Here is a 13,364-nt window from a genome sequence, read left to right on the forward strand (position 1 = left end):
CTCACTCGCCCGGAGGAGCCCTCATGAGCACGCTCTCCCCCAAGACCCCCGGCTGGCTGGACTGGCACCCCGACCCGTCCCGGCCCGCCTTCGCCCTGCCGCCGGGCACCGTCGACACCCATTGCCATGTCTTCGGCCCGCAAGCCGCGTTCCCCTTCGCCCCCGAGCGCAAGTACACGCCCTGCGACGGCGGCAAGGACGACCTCTTCGCCCTCCGCGACCACCTCGGGGTCGGCCGCAATGTGATCGTCCAGGCGACCTGTCACGGCGCGGACAACAGCGCCATGGTCGATGCCGTCCAGGCGTCCGGCGGCCGGGCGCGCGGCATCGCGACCGTACGCCCGGATGTCACCGACGCGGGGCTGCACCGGCTGGACGCGGCGGGGGTGCGCGGGGTGCGCTTCACCTTTCTGCGTCGTCTGGCCGACGCCGCGCCCCAGCACGATCTGGCCGCCATCGCGCAGCGGATCGCCCCGCTCGGCTGGCATGTCGTCCTCTACTTCGAAAGCGCCGACCTACCCGAGCTGGAACGTTTCTTCAGTTCCCTGCCCACCCCCCTCGTCGTGGACCACATGGGACGCCCGGATGTCACCGAACCCGCCACGGGACCGGACTTCACCCGCTTCCTGCGGTTCGCCGAACGCGACGAGGTGTGGGTGAAGGTGACCTGCCCCGAGCGCCTCAGCGTCACCGGGCCCCCGGCCCTGAACGCGGAGCGGCACCCGTACACCGATGTGGTGCCCTTCGCCCGCCGCGTGATCGAGGAGTTCCCCGATCGGGTGCTGTGGGGCACGGACTGGCCGCATCCCAACCTCACCGGCCAGATGCCCGACGACGGACTGCTGGTCGACTACGTGCCCCAGGTGGCGGTCACCGCCGAGCAGCGGCGGAAGCTGCTGGTCGACAACCCCATGAGGCTCTACTGGCCCGGCGAAGGCGCCTGATCCCGGTCCCGCCCGCCGATACCCGCCCCCGTCCCCTCCCGCCTCTTCCTCCCCGCCCTCCTCCCCGCCTCTTCGACAAGGGCCGCCCATGCAGCACTCCAATGCGGTGAACCGGCTGGACAGACTCCCCATCTCCCGGTTTCACAAGATCACCTTGCTGGCCGTCTCCTTCGCCTACTTCTTCGAGTTCGCGGACATCAACACCTTCGCCACCACCGCTCCCCAGCTCATCGACCTCTGGGGCATCACGGTCGATCAGATCGCCTACGTCACCTCGCTCTCGTTCGTCGGCATGTTCATCGGCTCCGTGGTCGCGAGCACGCTCGCCGACCGCTGGGGCCGCAAGAAGGCGCTGATCCACACCACGCTGTGCTTCGGGGTCTTCTCCCTGGCCTCGGTCTTCTCCTGGGACCTCGCCTCGCTGAGCGTGTTCCGGGTGCTGACCTCGGCCGGGCTGTCCGCGATGACCGTCGTGGCGGTCATCTACGTCAACGAGATGTATCCGTCCGCCGTACGCGGCAAGTTCCAGGCGTACGCGATCGTCATCGGCATCTGCGGCACCCCGGCCACCAACCTCATCGCCAGCGTCGTCGTACCGCTCAGCGACTGGTCATGGCGGCTGGTCTACCTCTGGGGCGCCCTCGGCATCCTCTTCGTCCTCTTCACCCGGCACCTGGAGGAGTCCCCCCGCTGGCATGAGAGCAGGGGCGAGTACGACGCGGCGGAGGCGATCCTCACCGGGATCGAGACCCGGGTCGCCGCCGAGAAGGGCCCGCTCCCCGAGCCCGCGCCGCCGATCGACGAGACCCGGCCCGCCAAGGCGTCGCCCCGCCTCCTCCTGCGGAAGCGCTACCTCGGGCCGACCCTGCTGCTCACGGTCCTGTGGGTGACCCAGACCATCGGCTTCTTCGGCTACTCGAGCTGGGCGCCCACTCTGCTGGCCAAGGAGGGCTTCAGCGTCGAGAAGTCGGTCTTCTATGTGGCGCTCACCACCGTGGGCGCTCCGCTCGGCTCGTTCCTGGCCTCCCTGGTCACCGACCGGTTCGAGCGCAAATGGTGCCTGGTGGCCTTCGGCGCGGTGATCGCGCTGTGCGGTCTGCTGTACGGGCTGACCTTCAACCCGGTCCTGATCGTGGTCTTCGGCTTCCTGGTGAACCTCTTCGAGCGCGGCTACACGGCCCTGGGGTACGCCTACTCCCCCGAGCTGTTCGACACCCGCGGCCGCTCGCTGGGCACGGGCGTCTCCTACGGGCTCGGCCGTCTCTCCAACGCCGCCGGACCGCTGATCATCGCGGCCCTCTACCACCGCACCGGCTATCAGAGCGTCTTCTACTTCATCGCCGGCACCTGGCTCCTGGGCGCCCTCATCCTGGCGGTCTTCGGCCCCCGGACCCGCCCGGCCCGTACGGCGGCGGCGGAACGGCCGCGCGCGGTCGTGTGACGGGGCGGAGGTACCTGGGCGGTGACGTGGTGACGCGGCGACGTCGGACGTTACGTCGTCGGTCACGTGGGGGTCACGTGGGTGAAAGGATGCGTCACACTGGTCTTCCGTGACCAGCCAACCGCCTTCCGCCCGTGTCGTCCTGCTCACCGGCCCCTCGGGCTCGGGAAAGTCCTCACTCGCGGCCCGCACCGGGCTGCCCGTGCTCAACCTCGACGACTTCTACAAGGAGGGCGGCGACCCGACGCTCCCCCAACTCGCCGACGGCGGGGGCGCCGACTGGGACTCGCCACGCTCCTGGGACGCGGACGCGGCGGTCGCGGCGATCGAGGCGCTGTGCCGTACGTCACGGACGACGGTGCCGCTGTACGACATCGCCACCAGCTCCCGCGTCGGCGAGGAGGCGCTGGACATCGGGCGGGCGCCGCTGTTCATCGCCGAGGGGATCTTCGCCGCCGACATCATCGGGCGGTGTGCCGATCTCGGGGTGCTCGCGGACGCGCTCTGTCTGCGCGGCCGTCCGTCCACCACCTTCCGGCGGAGGCTGCTGCGCGATCTGCGGGAGGGCCGCAAGCCTCCGCACTATCTGCTGCGGCGCGGCTGGCGGCTGATGCGCGCGGAGCGCGGGATCGTGGCCCGGCAGACGGCGCTGGGCGCGTACGCGTGCGGCAAGGGCACGGCGATGGGCCGGATAGCGGCCGCGACGGCGGGAGGGCGGGTCCCCGCCTCCGGCGAGAAGGCGTCCGTGTAACGAGCAAAGGCGCAGGAAAAGGCGTGAGGCCGGACAATCCCCCTCGGATGTCCGGCCTCGCGCCTGTTTCCCCCGTGCTCCCCCGATTTCTTGTTCCCCTCCCGTTTCCCCCGTGTTCCCCCGATTTCCCCCGGTTTCCCCCCGCCTTCGGTCGTCCGGCCGCCGTCAGGCGACCAGTTCGCCGAAGGACTCCTCCTCGTCACGGCCGAAGCTGAGGGCCTCGTCCTCGCGCAGCCGGCGCAGCGAGCGCCAGATGCTGCTTTTGACCGTTCCGACGCTGATGTTCAGAATGTCCGCGATTTCCGGATCCGTCCGGCCCTCGTAGTAGCGCAGCACCAGCATCGTGCGCTGCAGCTCGGGCAGCCGGGCCAGGGCCTGCCACAGCACGGCGCGCAGCTCGGTGCCGCGCATCGCGTCATGGTCGCCCACCGTCTCCGGCAGCTCCTCCGTCGGGTACTCGTTGAGCTTGCGCCGACGCCAGGCGCTGATGTGCAGATTGGTCATCGTGCGGCGCAGATAGCCGCCGACCGCCCCCTTGTCGCTGATCCGGTCCCAGGCCCGGTAGGTCGAAAACAGCGCGCTCTGCAGCAGGTCCTCGGCCTCGAAGCGGTCCCCGGTCAGGTGGTAGGCGGTTGCGTACAGGGAGGCGCGGCGCTCCTGGACATAGGCGGTGAACTCCGCCTCCGACGCGGTGCGCCGCTCCCCCTCCGCCTCCCTGTCCGAGCTCCCCCCGTGTGCCCCCGGTCCCCCGTTGTCCCCCCCGAGGCCGTGACCGGCCTCCTTCTCCCCCGTGATCGCGTCAATGGCCACCATGTAAGGAGGCCGCTGACGCCCGGCGCCGCGAGCGCACCCCCGCCCGCTCACGGCACCGGACTTCTCGTTGCCCCGGCCGGTGTCGTGGAGGCGCGTGCGAACTGCGCTGGTGTTCGTGAAGTGCAGTGTGCTCATTTCGCGCCCCCCGTCGGTGGAGCCTGATCGGTCTGCTGGCTGCCCCGGCCGGTGGCGTTCCGCCCGGTGCACAGAAGACTTTGCCGGGTCAGTTTCATGGGGCTGTCTGTCGACTGTCACAGGCTCGTCACAGGGGATCGGACCGATGAACCCCTGACGGTCGAACTACGGGCCCCTTGTAGGCCAGAATGACCAACGTGCCTTTCCTGTTGCTGATCGAGGACGACGACGCCATCCGCACGGCCCTCGAACTCTCTCTGTCCCGCCAGGGCCACCGTGTGGCGACCGCGGCGACGGGCGAGGACGGCCTGAAACTGCTGCGCGAGCAGCGGCCGGATCTGATCGTGCTGGATGTGATGCTGCCCGGGATCGACGGCTTCGAGGTGTGCCGCCGGATCCGCCGTACCGACCAGTTGCCGATCATCCTGCTGACCGCGCGCAGCGATGACATCGACGTCGTCGTCGGCCTGGAGTCGGGAGCCGACGACTATGTGGTCAAACCCGTCCAGGGCCGGGTGCTGGACGCCCGGATCCGCGCGGTGCTGCGGCGGGGCGAGCGGGAGGCCAATGATTCCGCGGCCTTCGGCAGTCTGCTGATCGACCGCGCGGCCATGACGGTCACCAAGAACGGCGAGGACCTGCAGCTCACCCCCACCGAGCTGCGGCTTCTGCTGGAGCTCAGCCGCCGGCCGGGGCAGGCGCTGTCCCGGCAGCAGCTACTGCGGCTGGTCTGGGAGCACGACTACCTCGGCGACTCGCGGCTGGTCGACGCATGCGTACAGCGGCTGCGCGCGAAGGTGGAGGACGTCCCGTCGTCGCCGACGCTGATCCGTACGGTGCGCGGGGTCGGATACCGGCTGGACGCGCCATAGTGAGCGACGCACGTGCGGCCACCGACCCGCAGCCGACCATGATGCCCGCACGCTCGCCGCACGGGCGGAGAAGCGAACAAACCAGCACAGCGAGCGACGCACGTGCGGCCACCGACCCGCAGCCGACCATGATCCCCGCACCCTCGCCGCACGGGCGGAGAAGCGAACAAACCAGCACAGCGAGCGACGCACGTGCGGCCACCGACCCGCAGCCGACCATGATCCCCGCACCCTCGCCGCACGGGCGGAGAAGCGAACAAACCAGCACAGCGAGCGACGCACGTGCGGCCACCGACCCGCAGCCGACCATGATCCCCGCACACTCGCCGCACGGGCGGAGAAGCGGACAAGTCAACGCAGTGACAACGATTCGTGGTGCGCGCGGGGGCGGAGACGTACGGAATTGAGCGCAGTGAGCGACGAGCCCGGTCGAGCCCGGGGCTGGGCCGCGGGGCTCTTGCGGTGGTTCAGCCTCCGGCTGCGGCTGATGCTGGTCTTCGGCCTGGTGGCGCTGACCGCCGCCGTGTCCGCGTCGGCCATCGCGTACTGGCTGAACCGTGACGCGGTGCTGACCCGTACCCAGGACGCGGCACTGGACGAGTTCCGTAAATCGCTGAAGGACGACACCGACCCGCTGCCCTCCCTCCCGACCTGTTCCGAATTGCGGGATGCCGCGGGTCGTATGGCGGACAACACCCAGAAGTACGAGGTGCTGCTGATCACCCGGACCCGGGACGCCGGAAGCTGTCCGGCCGCCTCGGACAAGAAGCTGTTCACGCTGGACGCGGTGCCCGCGTCGCTGCGGAGCGCGGTGGACCAGAAGCGCCCGGTGGCCAAGGGGAACACCTCCCCGTACCACCTCTACTGGCAGCGAATCACGCTGGACGGCACCCCGTATCTGGTCGGCGGGGCCAAGGTGAACGGCGGCGGGCCGACCGGCTACATGCTCAAGTCCCTGGACACCGAGCGCCAGGATCTGAACTCGCTGGCCTGGTCGCTGGGGATCGCCACCGGGCTCGCGCTGATCGGCGCCGCGCTGCTGGCGCAGGCCGCCGCGGCCACGGTGCTGCGGCCGGTGCAGCGGCTCGGGGAGGCGGCGTACCGGCTGGGCGAGGGGCATCTGGACACCCGGCTGCAGGTCTCGGGCTCCGATGAGCTGGCCAATCTCTCCCACACCTTCAACCGGGCCGCGGAGCGGCTGCAGAAGCGGGTGGCGGAGCTGTCCGCGCGGGAGGCATCCAGCCGCCGCTTCGTCGCGGACATGTCGCATGAGCTGCGGACCCCGCTCACCGCGATCACGGCGGTCTCGGAGGTGCTGGAGGAGGAGGCCGATTCGCTCGACCCGATGATCGCTCCGGCGGTGCAGCTCGTGGTGAGCGAGACCCGGCGGCTGAACGACCTGGTGGAGAACCTGATGGAGGTGACCCGCTTCGACGCGGGCACGGCCCGGCTGGTGCTCGACGATGTCGATGTCGCCGACCAGGTGACGGCGTGCATCGACGCCCGCGCCTGGCTGGACGCGGTGGAGCTGGACGCGGCGCGCGGGATCGTGGCCCCGCTGGATCCGCGGCGGCTGGATGTGATCCTGGCGAATCTGATCGGGAACGCGCTCAAGCACGGCGGCTCGCCGGTGCGCGTCTCGGTGCGCACCGACGGCGATGAGCTGCTGATCAAGGTCCGGGACCACGGTCCTGGCATCCCCGAGGATGTGCTGCCGCATGTCTTCGACCGCTTCTACAAGGCGAGCGCGTCCCGCCCGCGCTCGGAGGGCAGCGGGCTCGGGCTGTCGATCGCGATGGAGAACGCGCATATCCACGGCGGCGACATCAGCGCCGCGAACTCCCCGGAGGGCGGCGCCGTCTTCGCGCTGCGGCTGCCGATGGACGCCTCCCGAATCGCCTCCGACGAGGCCGAGGACGAGCTCGGCGATCTCGACGATCTCGACCGCGAGGGCGCCGCCGAGGGCGAGCGCGACGACGGTGGCAGGGCCAGGGGCAAGGGCAGAACCTGGGGCAAGGGCAAGGGCAGGAATTCGGCCAGGGGCACGGGCCGGAACGAGGAGGGCAGGCCATGAGCGCGCGGTGGAGCCGGTCGGCCGCTCTCCTGCTGGCCGGCGCGGTCGCACTGCTGGCGTCCGGCTGCGGGATACGCGGCACCTCGGTGCCGGTGGACGCCGGGGCCGCACCCTCGCGGGCGTCCTGCCGGGCGCCGGAGTCGGAGCGGGCCGCCGAGGGGATGAGCCGGGCCTCCGTACGGATCTATCTGCTGTGTTCCTCGCGGGTCCTGTCGGTGAGCCGGGCCACCCGGCCGGGCGACGAGAAGACGTCCCAGGAGCCGGTGCGGGTCGCCCAGGCGATGCTGGAGCAGTTGCGGCTGCCGCCGACTGCGGCCGAGGCGGCGGCCGGGTTCACCACGGCGGTCGAGGACTGGGTGGAGATCTCCGGTCCGGCCAAGGACGACCCGGACAGCGCGCTGCGGCTGAACCGGCCGCCGGAGGAGATCCAGTCCCTGGGGCTCGCACAGATCGTCTGCACCCTCGCGGACACCACGGTGGCCGGGGACGACGGCAAGGTGGTGCTCGGCGGCCCGGACAGCCAGCGGGATCCGCTCAAGGCGTACCAGTGCACCGAGGAGATGCGCCGCAATCCCATGATCGCGGTCAACTCCGGGGTCCTGGTCTCCTGATTCGTCACCGCGGTCGACTCCGGGATCCTGGCCTCCTGATCCGTCACCGCGGTCGACTCCGAGGTCCTCGTCTCCTGATTCGTTACCTGCCGGTACCGCCTCGTCCCAGGTCGGCGACTTGTCGGTAACAAGGTGCTGACCAGCGGGGCGCGGGCGGAACCACGACCCCCGCGGGCGGCGTCCTGAAGTGCGTGCAGGGTCCTTTCGGCCGCAGGGCCGCCTTTCGCTACCGCGTCGCGGGCTTCGTCCTCCTCGTCGCACATCTCGCGTTCGTCTGCTGGCTGACCCTGCGACCGACGAACGTGCCCTGGGTGTCCGCCGCGACCCTCGAACCGTTGGCCACCATCCGCGCCGATCTGGCGCTCAGCCCCTGGGAGGCCGCCCGTTCCATCGGCGGCGGGCTGCTGCTGCTCGCGCCGCTGGGGGTGCTGCTGCCGCTGACCGGGGGCAGGGTGGAGGCGTATCCGCTGGCCTCACTGGCCCGTACGGCCTTCAGCGGGGCGATGGCGGCCATGGGGGTGGCGCTGCTGCGCAGCGAGGTGACCGGGCAGATCATGAACGTGGACGCGGCGCTGCTGAACACCGTCGGGGTCGCTCTCGCGCACGTACTGGTGGTCCCCGCCGTCCGGACGTGGCTCCGCCGTCGGGCTGACCGGGGCCGGGCCGCGCCCCTCCCCCGGGACGACAGCGCCCTGGCCCCGACCCCGACGATTCCCAGGGTCGGGATCGCACCGTGGAGCGACGTCTCCTCCAGCACGCGGACATAACGTCGAGTCCATCGGGAACTTGGCTCTTCCCGAGCCCACTCGTCGAGGAGGAGTCCCCATCATGAGCGCACCGCTGGTCCGCCCCCGCCACGAGAAGAAGATCGCCGGTGTCTGCGCGGGTCTCGCCCGGCGCTTCGGGACCACCCCGACGACGATGCGGGTGCTCTTCGTGGTCTCGTGTCTGCTGCCGGGGCCGCAGTTCCTGCTCTATCTCGCGCTGTGGTTCCTGCTTCCGGCGGAGGACGCCTACCGCGAGGCGTGGTGACCCTGCTCCGCAGGCGTCGCGGGGTAGCGGCGTGAGCCTCGCATAGAGCCCATACGGAACGGCCGGGCCGCACACCCCATCGGGATGTGCGGCCCGGCCGTGTGCCCAGGCGAGGATCAGCCCAGCTTGAGGAGGTTGCTGGTCGGCAGACCTTGCAGCGGGAGCTGCCCCAGCATGCCCTGGCCAGGCTTGGCCTGGGGGGCGGCGGGCTTTCCGGCGGGCTGGGCGGCGGGCTGCCCCGGGGCGGCGACACGGCCCGCGGAGCCGCCCGGGACCGGCGCGCTGCCGGCCGCGGACGCGGCGCCGCCTCCGGTGATGACGGCGACGGCGCCGAGGGCAATGACACCGAGAGTCTTGAGCGTTCCCTGCTTCATCAGAAATCTGTCCTTGAGACGGGGGCTTGACCGATACGGAAACGTAGCCATGGATTTCGGCTGCCCGCAAACGCCGAAAACGGCCCCCGAAACCCCGCCCAGGCCATGAGACCAGTGCGCTCGGTCAGCCGCCCTCGGACGCGGAACCCCTGGTCACGGCCGACGCGGAGGCCACATTTCGGAACAGCCATTCGGACTTCAGCTCGGCGTATCCGGGCTTGATCACGTCACTGATCATCGCCAGACGTTCGTCAAAAGGAATGAAGGCCGATTTCATGGCATTGACCGTGAACCATTGCATGTCGTCGAGCGTGTAATGGAACGTTGATACAAGATGCTGGAATTCCGCGCTCATGCTCGTCCCGCTCATCAGACGATTATCCGTATTCACGGTCGCGCGGAAATGCAGTCGGCGGAGCAGCCCGATGGGGTGCTCGGCGTAGGAACTGGCCGCGCCCGTCTGGAGGTTGGAGGTCGGGCACAGCTCCAGCGGGATGCGCTTGTCGCGGACGTACGAGGCGAGGCGGCCGAGGGCGAGGGAGCCGTCGTCCGCGACCTTGATGTCGTCGATGATGCGGACGCCGTGGCCCAGCCGGTCGGCGCCGCACCACTGGAGCGCCTGCCAGATGGACGGCAGTCCGAACGCCTCGCCCGCGTGGATCGTGAAGTGGTTGTTCTCCCGCTTCAGATACTCGAAGGCGTCCAGGTGCCGGGTGGGCGGGAAACCGGCCTCGGCGCCCGCGATGTCGAAGCCGACGACGCCCAGGTCGCGGTAGCGGTTGGCGAGTTCGGCGATCTCCAGGGCGCGGGCCGCGTGCCGCATCGCGGTCAGCAGGGCGCCCACCCGGATGCGGTGGCCGTTCTCCCAGGCCCGCCGCTCCCCTTCGCGGAAGCCCTCGTTGACCGCCTCGACGACCTCTTCCAGGGTCAGCCCGCCCTCGAGGTGCTGCTCGGGGGCGTAGCGGATCTCGGCGTAGACGACGCCGTCCTCGGCGAGGTCCTCGGCGCATTCGGCGGCAACCCTGACGAGCGCGTCGCGGGTCTGCATCACACCGACGGTGTGGGAGAACGTCTCCAGATAGCGCTCCAGCGATCCGGAGTCCGCCGCCTCGCGGAACCAGACGCCCAGCTTGTCGGGCTCGTTCTCCGGCAGCGCGTCGTACCCCGTCTCCCTCGCGAGGTCGACGATCGTGCCGGGGCGCAGCCCGCCGTCGAGGTGGTCGTGGAGCAGCACCTTGGGGGCGCGGCGGATCTGTTCGGGGGTGGGCTCATGGCTGTGCTCGCTCGTCATCTGGGCACCATAGCCCCTACGCGCGTAGAACGTGAGGGATAGATACGGAACAGTGACCCGCACGGGTAGTGGAGTACACCAATCCTTCTGCGATCGTGTCGCCATGGCTCAGCAAGCGTTGCCCGAGCGGGGCGCACGGCTGGGGCGGCCGATGGGCGCGGCCGCCGCGCAAAGGACCGTACACGGTGTGGTGCTGCTCCTCCCCGAGGGCGAACCCAACGGGACGAGACGCCCCTCCAGACTCACGGCGGCCGCCGCACTGCCACTGGCCCGGCGGCTGGTCCGGGCGGGCCGGGAGGAGGGGCTGACCGGTCATGTCGTCCACTACCGGCGCCGGGGCTGGAACGGGGCCGCCGCCGACGCCGCCTCCGATGCCGCGTGGGCCGTGGAGGAGGTGGTACGACGCTACGGCGATGTGCCGGTCTGCCTCGCGGGCCACGGCATGGGCGGGCGAGCCGCCCTCCGCGCCGCCGGGCACCCGGCCGTCACTTCGGTGGTGGCGCTGGCGCCCTGGCTTCCGGCGCCGGACGAGGTGCTCGAACCCGAGCCGGTGAAGCAGTTGGTGGGACGGCAGGTGCTGATCGCTCACGGCACGAACGACGAGCGGTCCGACCCCGAGCTGTCCTACCGGCTGGCGGAGCGGGCGAAGAAGGCCAACCGCGATGTGTGCCGCTTCGAGGTGCACACCGACGGGCACGGGCTGCATCAGCACCGCTCCGAGGTGCAGGCGCTGGCCGTGGACTTCCTCCTCGGCTCCCTCTTCCACTCCGGCTTCTCCCGCCCGGTCGCCGACGCGCTGGCGGCTCCGCCGCCGCTGGGACTGCGGATGCCGCTTGCTGCGGGCTTCGGGGCGAATCTGCGGCGCTGAGCGCTTGGTTGTGCGCGGGCGCCCCGCCCCCGTCCGTGCGGCTCCTGCGCCGCACGGACGGGGGCCGGGCGCGTCGGGGGCCGGGGCGCGTCGGGGGCGGTGTTCGTCGGGCCGTGTTCGTCGGGGCCGTGTTCGTCGCCGGGCGCGGCGCCGTCTCGCGCCTTCGGCGCCTTTGAGCAGCGGGACAGGGTGTGGGGGGCGCGGGCCTCGCCGCCGGGCGCCGGGCCGGTAAGTGTGAGTGGGGGGCGCGGGCCTCGCCGCCGGGCGCCGGGCCGGTAAGTGTGAGTGGGGGGCGCGGGCCTCGCCGCCGGGCGCCGGGCCGGTAAGTGTGAGTGGGGGGCGCGGGCCTCGCCGCCGGGCGCCGGGCCGGTAAGTGTGGGTGCCGGGGCGGCTTCCGCGCTCGATGGCCGGGGTCCCGTCGGACTGCGGGCCCCTCCGGGTGCCCCTCCAAACTGTCCGGCATCGACCCCGGGCCACCGGCGCTCGCCCCCACCGGCCCGGCACCCGGCGACGCGGGCCCGGCCCGGCGCCCCCGACCCGTGCTCAAATGCGCCGAAGGCGCGAGACGAAAGCCGCACCCGGCCGAGCAGGCCCGCACGGGCCCCCACGAACCGGGCCCGCACGGGCGAAGGGACCGCCCGCCGGACAGTGGCGGGCGGCCCCTTCGGGCTTCAGGGGGTCGGGCCGGGGCTAGGCCGGGACACCGCACAGATCGCGGCGCGCGGCCTCCGCGCGCCGTTCGGCCTGCGCCTTGCGCGTCGCGTACACCGTGATCGCCGCCGCGCCGCCGACCGCCACCAGGCCCATGGCGACCGTGCCGCCCCATCCGGCCGCGTGGAAGGCGAATGCGCCCAGCGCACCGCCCACGCTGCTGCCGATGTAGTACGACGCCTGGTAGAGCGCCGCGGCCTGGGCACGCCCGGTCTTGGCCGTACGGCTCACCGCCGAGGACGCCGCCGCGTGCCCCGCGAAGAAGCCCGCGGTGATCAGCACCAGACCGGCCAGCACCGCCGGGATCGAGTTCAGCAGGGACAGCAGCAGTCCGGCCGCCGTCGTGGACACCGCGACGTACAGCGCGCCGCGCCGCCCGAGCCGGCCGACGAGCTTGCCGGTCGCCGCCGAGGAGACCGTGCCGACCAGGTAGATCAGGAAGATCGAGCCGATCAGGCTCTGCGAGAGGCCGAAGGGCTCGGCCACCAGGCGGTAGCCGATGACCGTGTAGACCCCGCCGAAGACCGTCATGAACAGCGCGCCGATCGCGTACAGCCGGCACAGCAGCGGATCGGAGAGATGCCCGGCGAGGGTGCGGGCCAGCGCCCGCGGGCTCACCGCGGCCGGGGTGAAGTTCCGGGCCTTGGGGAGCAGCAGCCGGAAGGCCACCGCGCACAGCAGCGCCATCGCGCCGACCGCGGCCAGCGCGGCCCGCCAGCCCCAGCCGTCCGCCACCCAGCCGGTGAGGATCCGGCCGCTCATACCGCCGACGCTGTTACCGGCCACGAACAGCCCGATCGCGCCGACCAACGCCTTCGGGTGAACTTCCTCCGAGAGATACGCCATCGCGGAGGCCGGGATCCCGGCCAGCGCCACGCCCTGGACCGCGCGCAGTCCGATCAGCCAGCCCAGGTCCGGTGCGAACGGCACCAGCAGGGCGAGGAGGACCGCGACCGTGAGCGAGCCGGTCATCATGGCGCGTCGGCCGAACCGCTCGGACAGCGCGCTCAGCGGCACGACCGCGAGCGCCAGACCCAAGGTGGCCGCGGAGACGCTCCAGCTCGCCTGGTCCGCCTGGACCCGCAGATCGTCGGAGATCGCGGGGAGCAGCGCCTGGGTCGAGTAGAGGAGGGCGAAGGTCGCGAGTCCGGAGGTGAAGAGGGCGAGCCGCATCCGGACGTAACCGGGGTGGCCCGGGCTCATCTGCTTGGGCGCGGGGCTCGCGGGGTGCGCGGCGTTCGCGGGGTTCGCGGGGTGCGCGGCGCTCGCGTCGTTCGCGAGGTGCGCGGCGCTCGCAAGGTGCGCGGTCTTCGCGTCGTTCGCGTCGTTCGCGGGCTGGGAGGGGTTCGAGGTCGTCGGCATCGAAGCGGAGGCGGCCACACGGTGGGTTCCGGTGGACGCCCCGGTATCAGCAGGAGGCATGCTTCGACCGTACGTAAGCACGGTT

General features: G+C 71.4%; 13 protein-coding genes. 9 read left to right on the forward strand and 4 right to left on the reverse strand.

Going from position 1 to position 13,364, the window contains the following annotated elements:
* Window positions 1-23: 23 nt before the first annotated feature.
* The 3 genes from STRVI_RS40260 to STRVI_RS40270 all read left to right on the forward strand — a co-directional run bounded on the left by STRVI_RS40260 (window position 24) and on the right by STRVI_RS40270 (window position 3,136).
* A complete protein-coding gene (locus STRVI_RS40260) occupies window positions 24-944 on the forward strand; it encodes an amidohydrolase family protein (protein WP_014061310.1) in 921 nt (306 codons plus the stop codon).
* A gap of 88 nt (window positions 945-1,032) precedes the next feature.
* Complete coding sequence (locus STRVI_RS40265) at window positions 1,033-2,385, forward strand: MFS transporter (RefSeq protein ID WP_014061311.1); 1,353 nt, start codon at window positions 1,033-1,035, stop codon at window positions 2,383-2,385.
* Window positions 2,386-2,494: 109 nt separating this feature from the next.
* On the forward strand, window positions 2,495-3,136 hold the full coding sequence (locus STRVI_RS40270) for an ATP-binding protein (protein WP_014061312.1): 642 nt from the start codon (window positions 2,495-2,497) through the stop codon (window positions 3,134-3,136).
* Window positions 3,137-3,301: 165 nt separating this feature from the next.
* Here STRVI_RS40270 and STRVI_RS40275 read toward each other — a convergent pair whose 3' ends face one another.
* Window positions 3,302-4,084 (reverse strand): SigE family RNA polymerase sigma factor, encoded by a 783-nt coding sequence (locus tag STRVI_RS40275; protein WP_014061313.1) that lies wholly within the window; start codon window positions 4,082-4,084, stop codon window positions 3,302-3,304.
* A gap of 197 nt (window positions 4,085-4,281) precedes the next feature.
* Between STRVI_RS40275 and afsQ1 the strand changes: the two genes are divergently transcribed.
* From afsQ1 to STRVI_RS40300, 5 genes are all read left to right on the forward strand, one after another.
* On the forward strand, window positions 4,282-4,956 hold the full coding sequence (afsQ1, locus tag STRVI_RS40280; protein ID WP_174887374.1) for a two-component system response regulator AfsQ1: 675 nt from the start codon (window positions 4,282-4,284) through the stop codon (window positions 4,954-4,956).
* 487 nt (window positions 4,957-5,443) lie between these two features.
* Window positions 5,444-7,030: a sensor histidine kinase gene (locus STRVI_RS40285; RefSeq protein WP_078505891.1), complete on the forward strand. Its 1,587-nt coding sequence runs from the start codon at window positions 5,444-5,446 to the stop codon at window positions 7,028-7,030.
* Complete coding sequence (locus tag STRVI_RS40290) at window positions 7,027-7,641, forward strand: hypothetical protein (RefSeq protein WP_014061316.1); 615 nt, start codon at window positions 7,027-7,029, stop codon at window positions 7,639-7,641. Before STRVI_RS40285 ends, STRVI_RS40290 begins: the two co-directional genes overlap by 4 nt.
* A 191-nt stretch (window positions 7,642-7,832) precedes the next feature.
* The gene (locus STRVI_RS40295) at window positions 7,833-8,408 is read left to right on the forward strand and encodes a VanZ family protein (protein WP_014061317.1); all 576 of its coding nucleotides are present in this window, start codon (window positions 7,833-7,835) and stop codon (window positions 8,406-8,408) included.
* A 61-nt stretch (window positions 8,409-8,469) separates the two neighbouring features.
* The gene (locus STRVI_RS40300; protein ID WP_014061318.1) at window positions 8,470-8,673 is read left to right on the forward strand and encodes a PspC domain-containing protein; all 204 of its coding nucleotides are present in this window, start codon (window positions 8,470-8,472) and stop codon (window positions 8,671-8,673) included.
* 116 nt (window positions 8,674-8,789) lie between these two features.
* Here the strand turns inward: STRVI_RS40300 and STRVI_RS40305 are convergent, their stop codons facing one another.
* Window positions 8,790-9,047: a hypothetical protein gene (locus STRVI_RS40305; protein ID WP_014061319.1), complete on the reverse strand. Its 258-nt coding sequence runs from the start codon at window positions 9,045-9,047 to the stop codon at window positions 8,790-8,792.
* 124 nt (window positions 9,048-9,171) lie between these two features.
* Window positions 9,172-10,338, reverse strand: a complete 1,167-nt coding sequence (locus tag STRVI_RS40310) for an adenosine deaminase (protein WP_014061320.1) — start codon at window positions 10,336-10,338, stop codon at window positions 9,172-9,174.
* A 103-nt stretch (window positions 10,339-10,441) separates the two neighbouring features.
* Here STRVI_RS40310 and STRVI_RS40315 point away from each other — a divergent pair, with 103 nt between their 5' ends.
* A complete protein-coding gene (locus tag STRVI_RS40315) occupies window positions 10,442-11,206 on the forward strand; it encodes an alpha/beta hydrolase (RefSeq protein ID WP_014061321.1) in 765 nt (254 codons plus the stop codon).
* Window positions 11,207-11,896: 690 nt separating this feature from the next.
* On the opposite strand, the gene STRVI_RS40320 is transcribed toward STRVI_RS40315, so the two are convergent.
* A complete protein-coding gene (locus tag STRVI_RS40320; RefSeq protein ID WP_251982829.1) occupies window positions 11,897-13,339 on the reverse strand; it encodes an MFS transporter in 1,443 nt (480 codons plus the stop codon).
* Window positions 13,340-13,364: the final 25 nt, after the last annotated feature.

This window comes from Streptomyces violaceusniger Tu 4113 (genome assembly GCF_000147815.2).
GTDB classification, from domain to species: domain Bacteria; phylum Actinomycetota; class Actinomycetes; order Streptomycetales; family Streptomycetaceae; genus Streptomyces; species Streptomyces violaceusniger_A.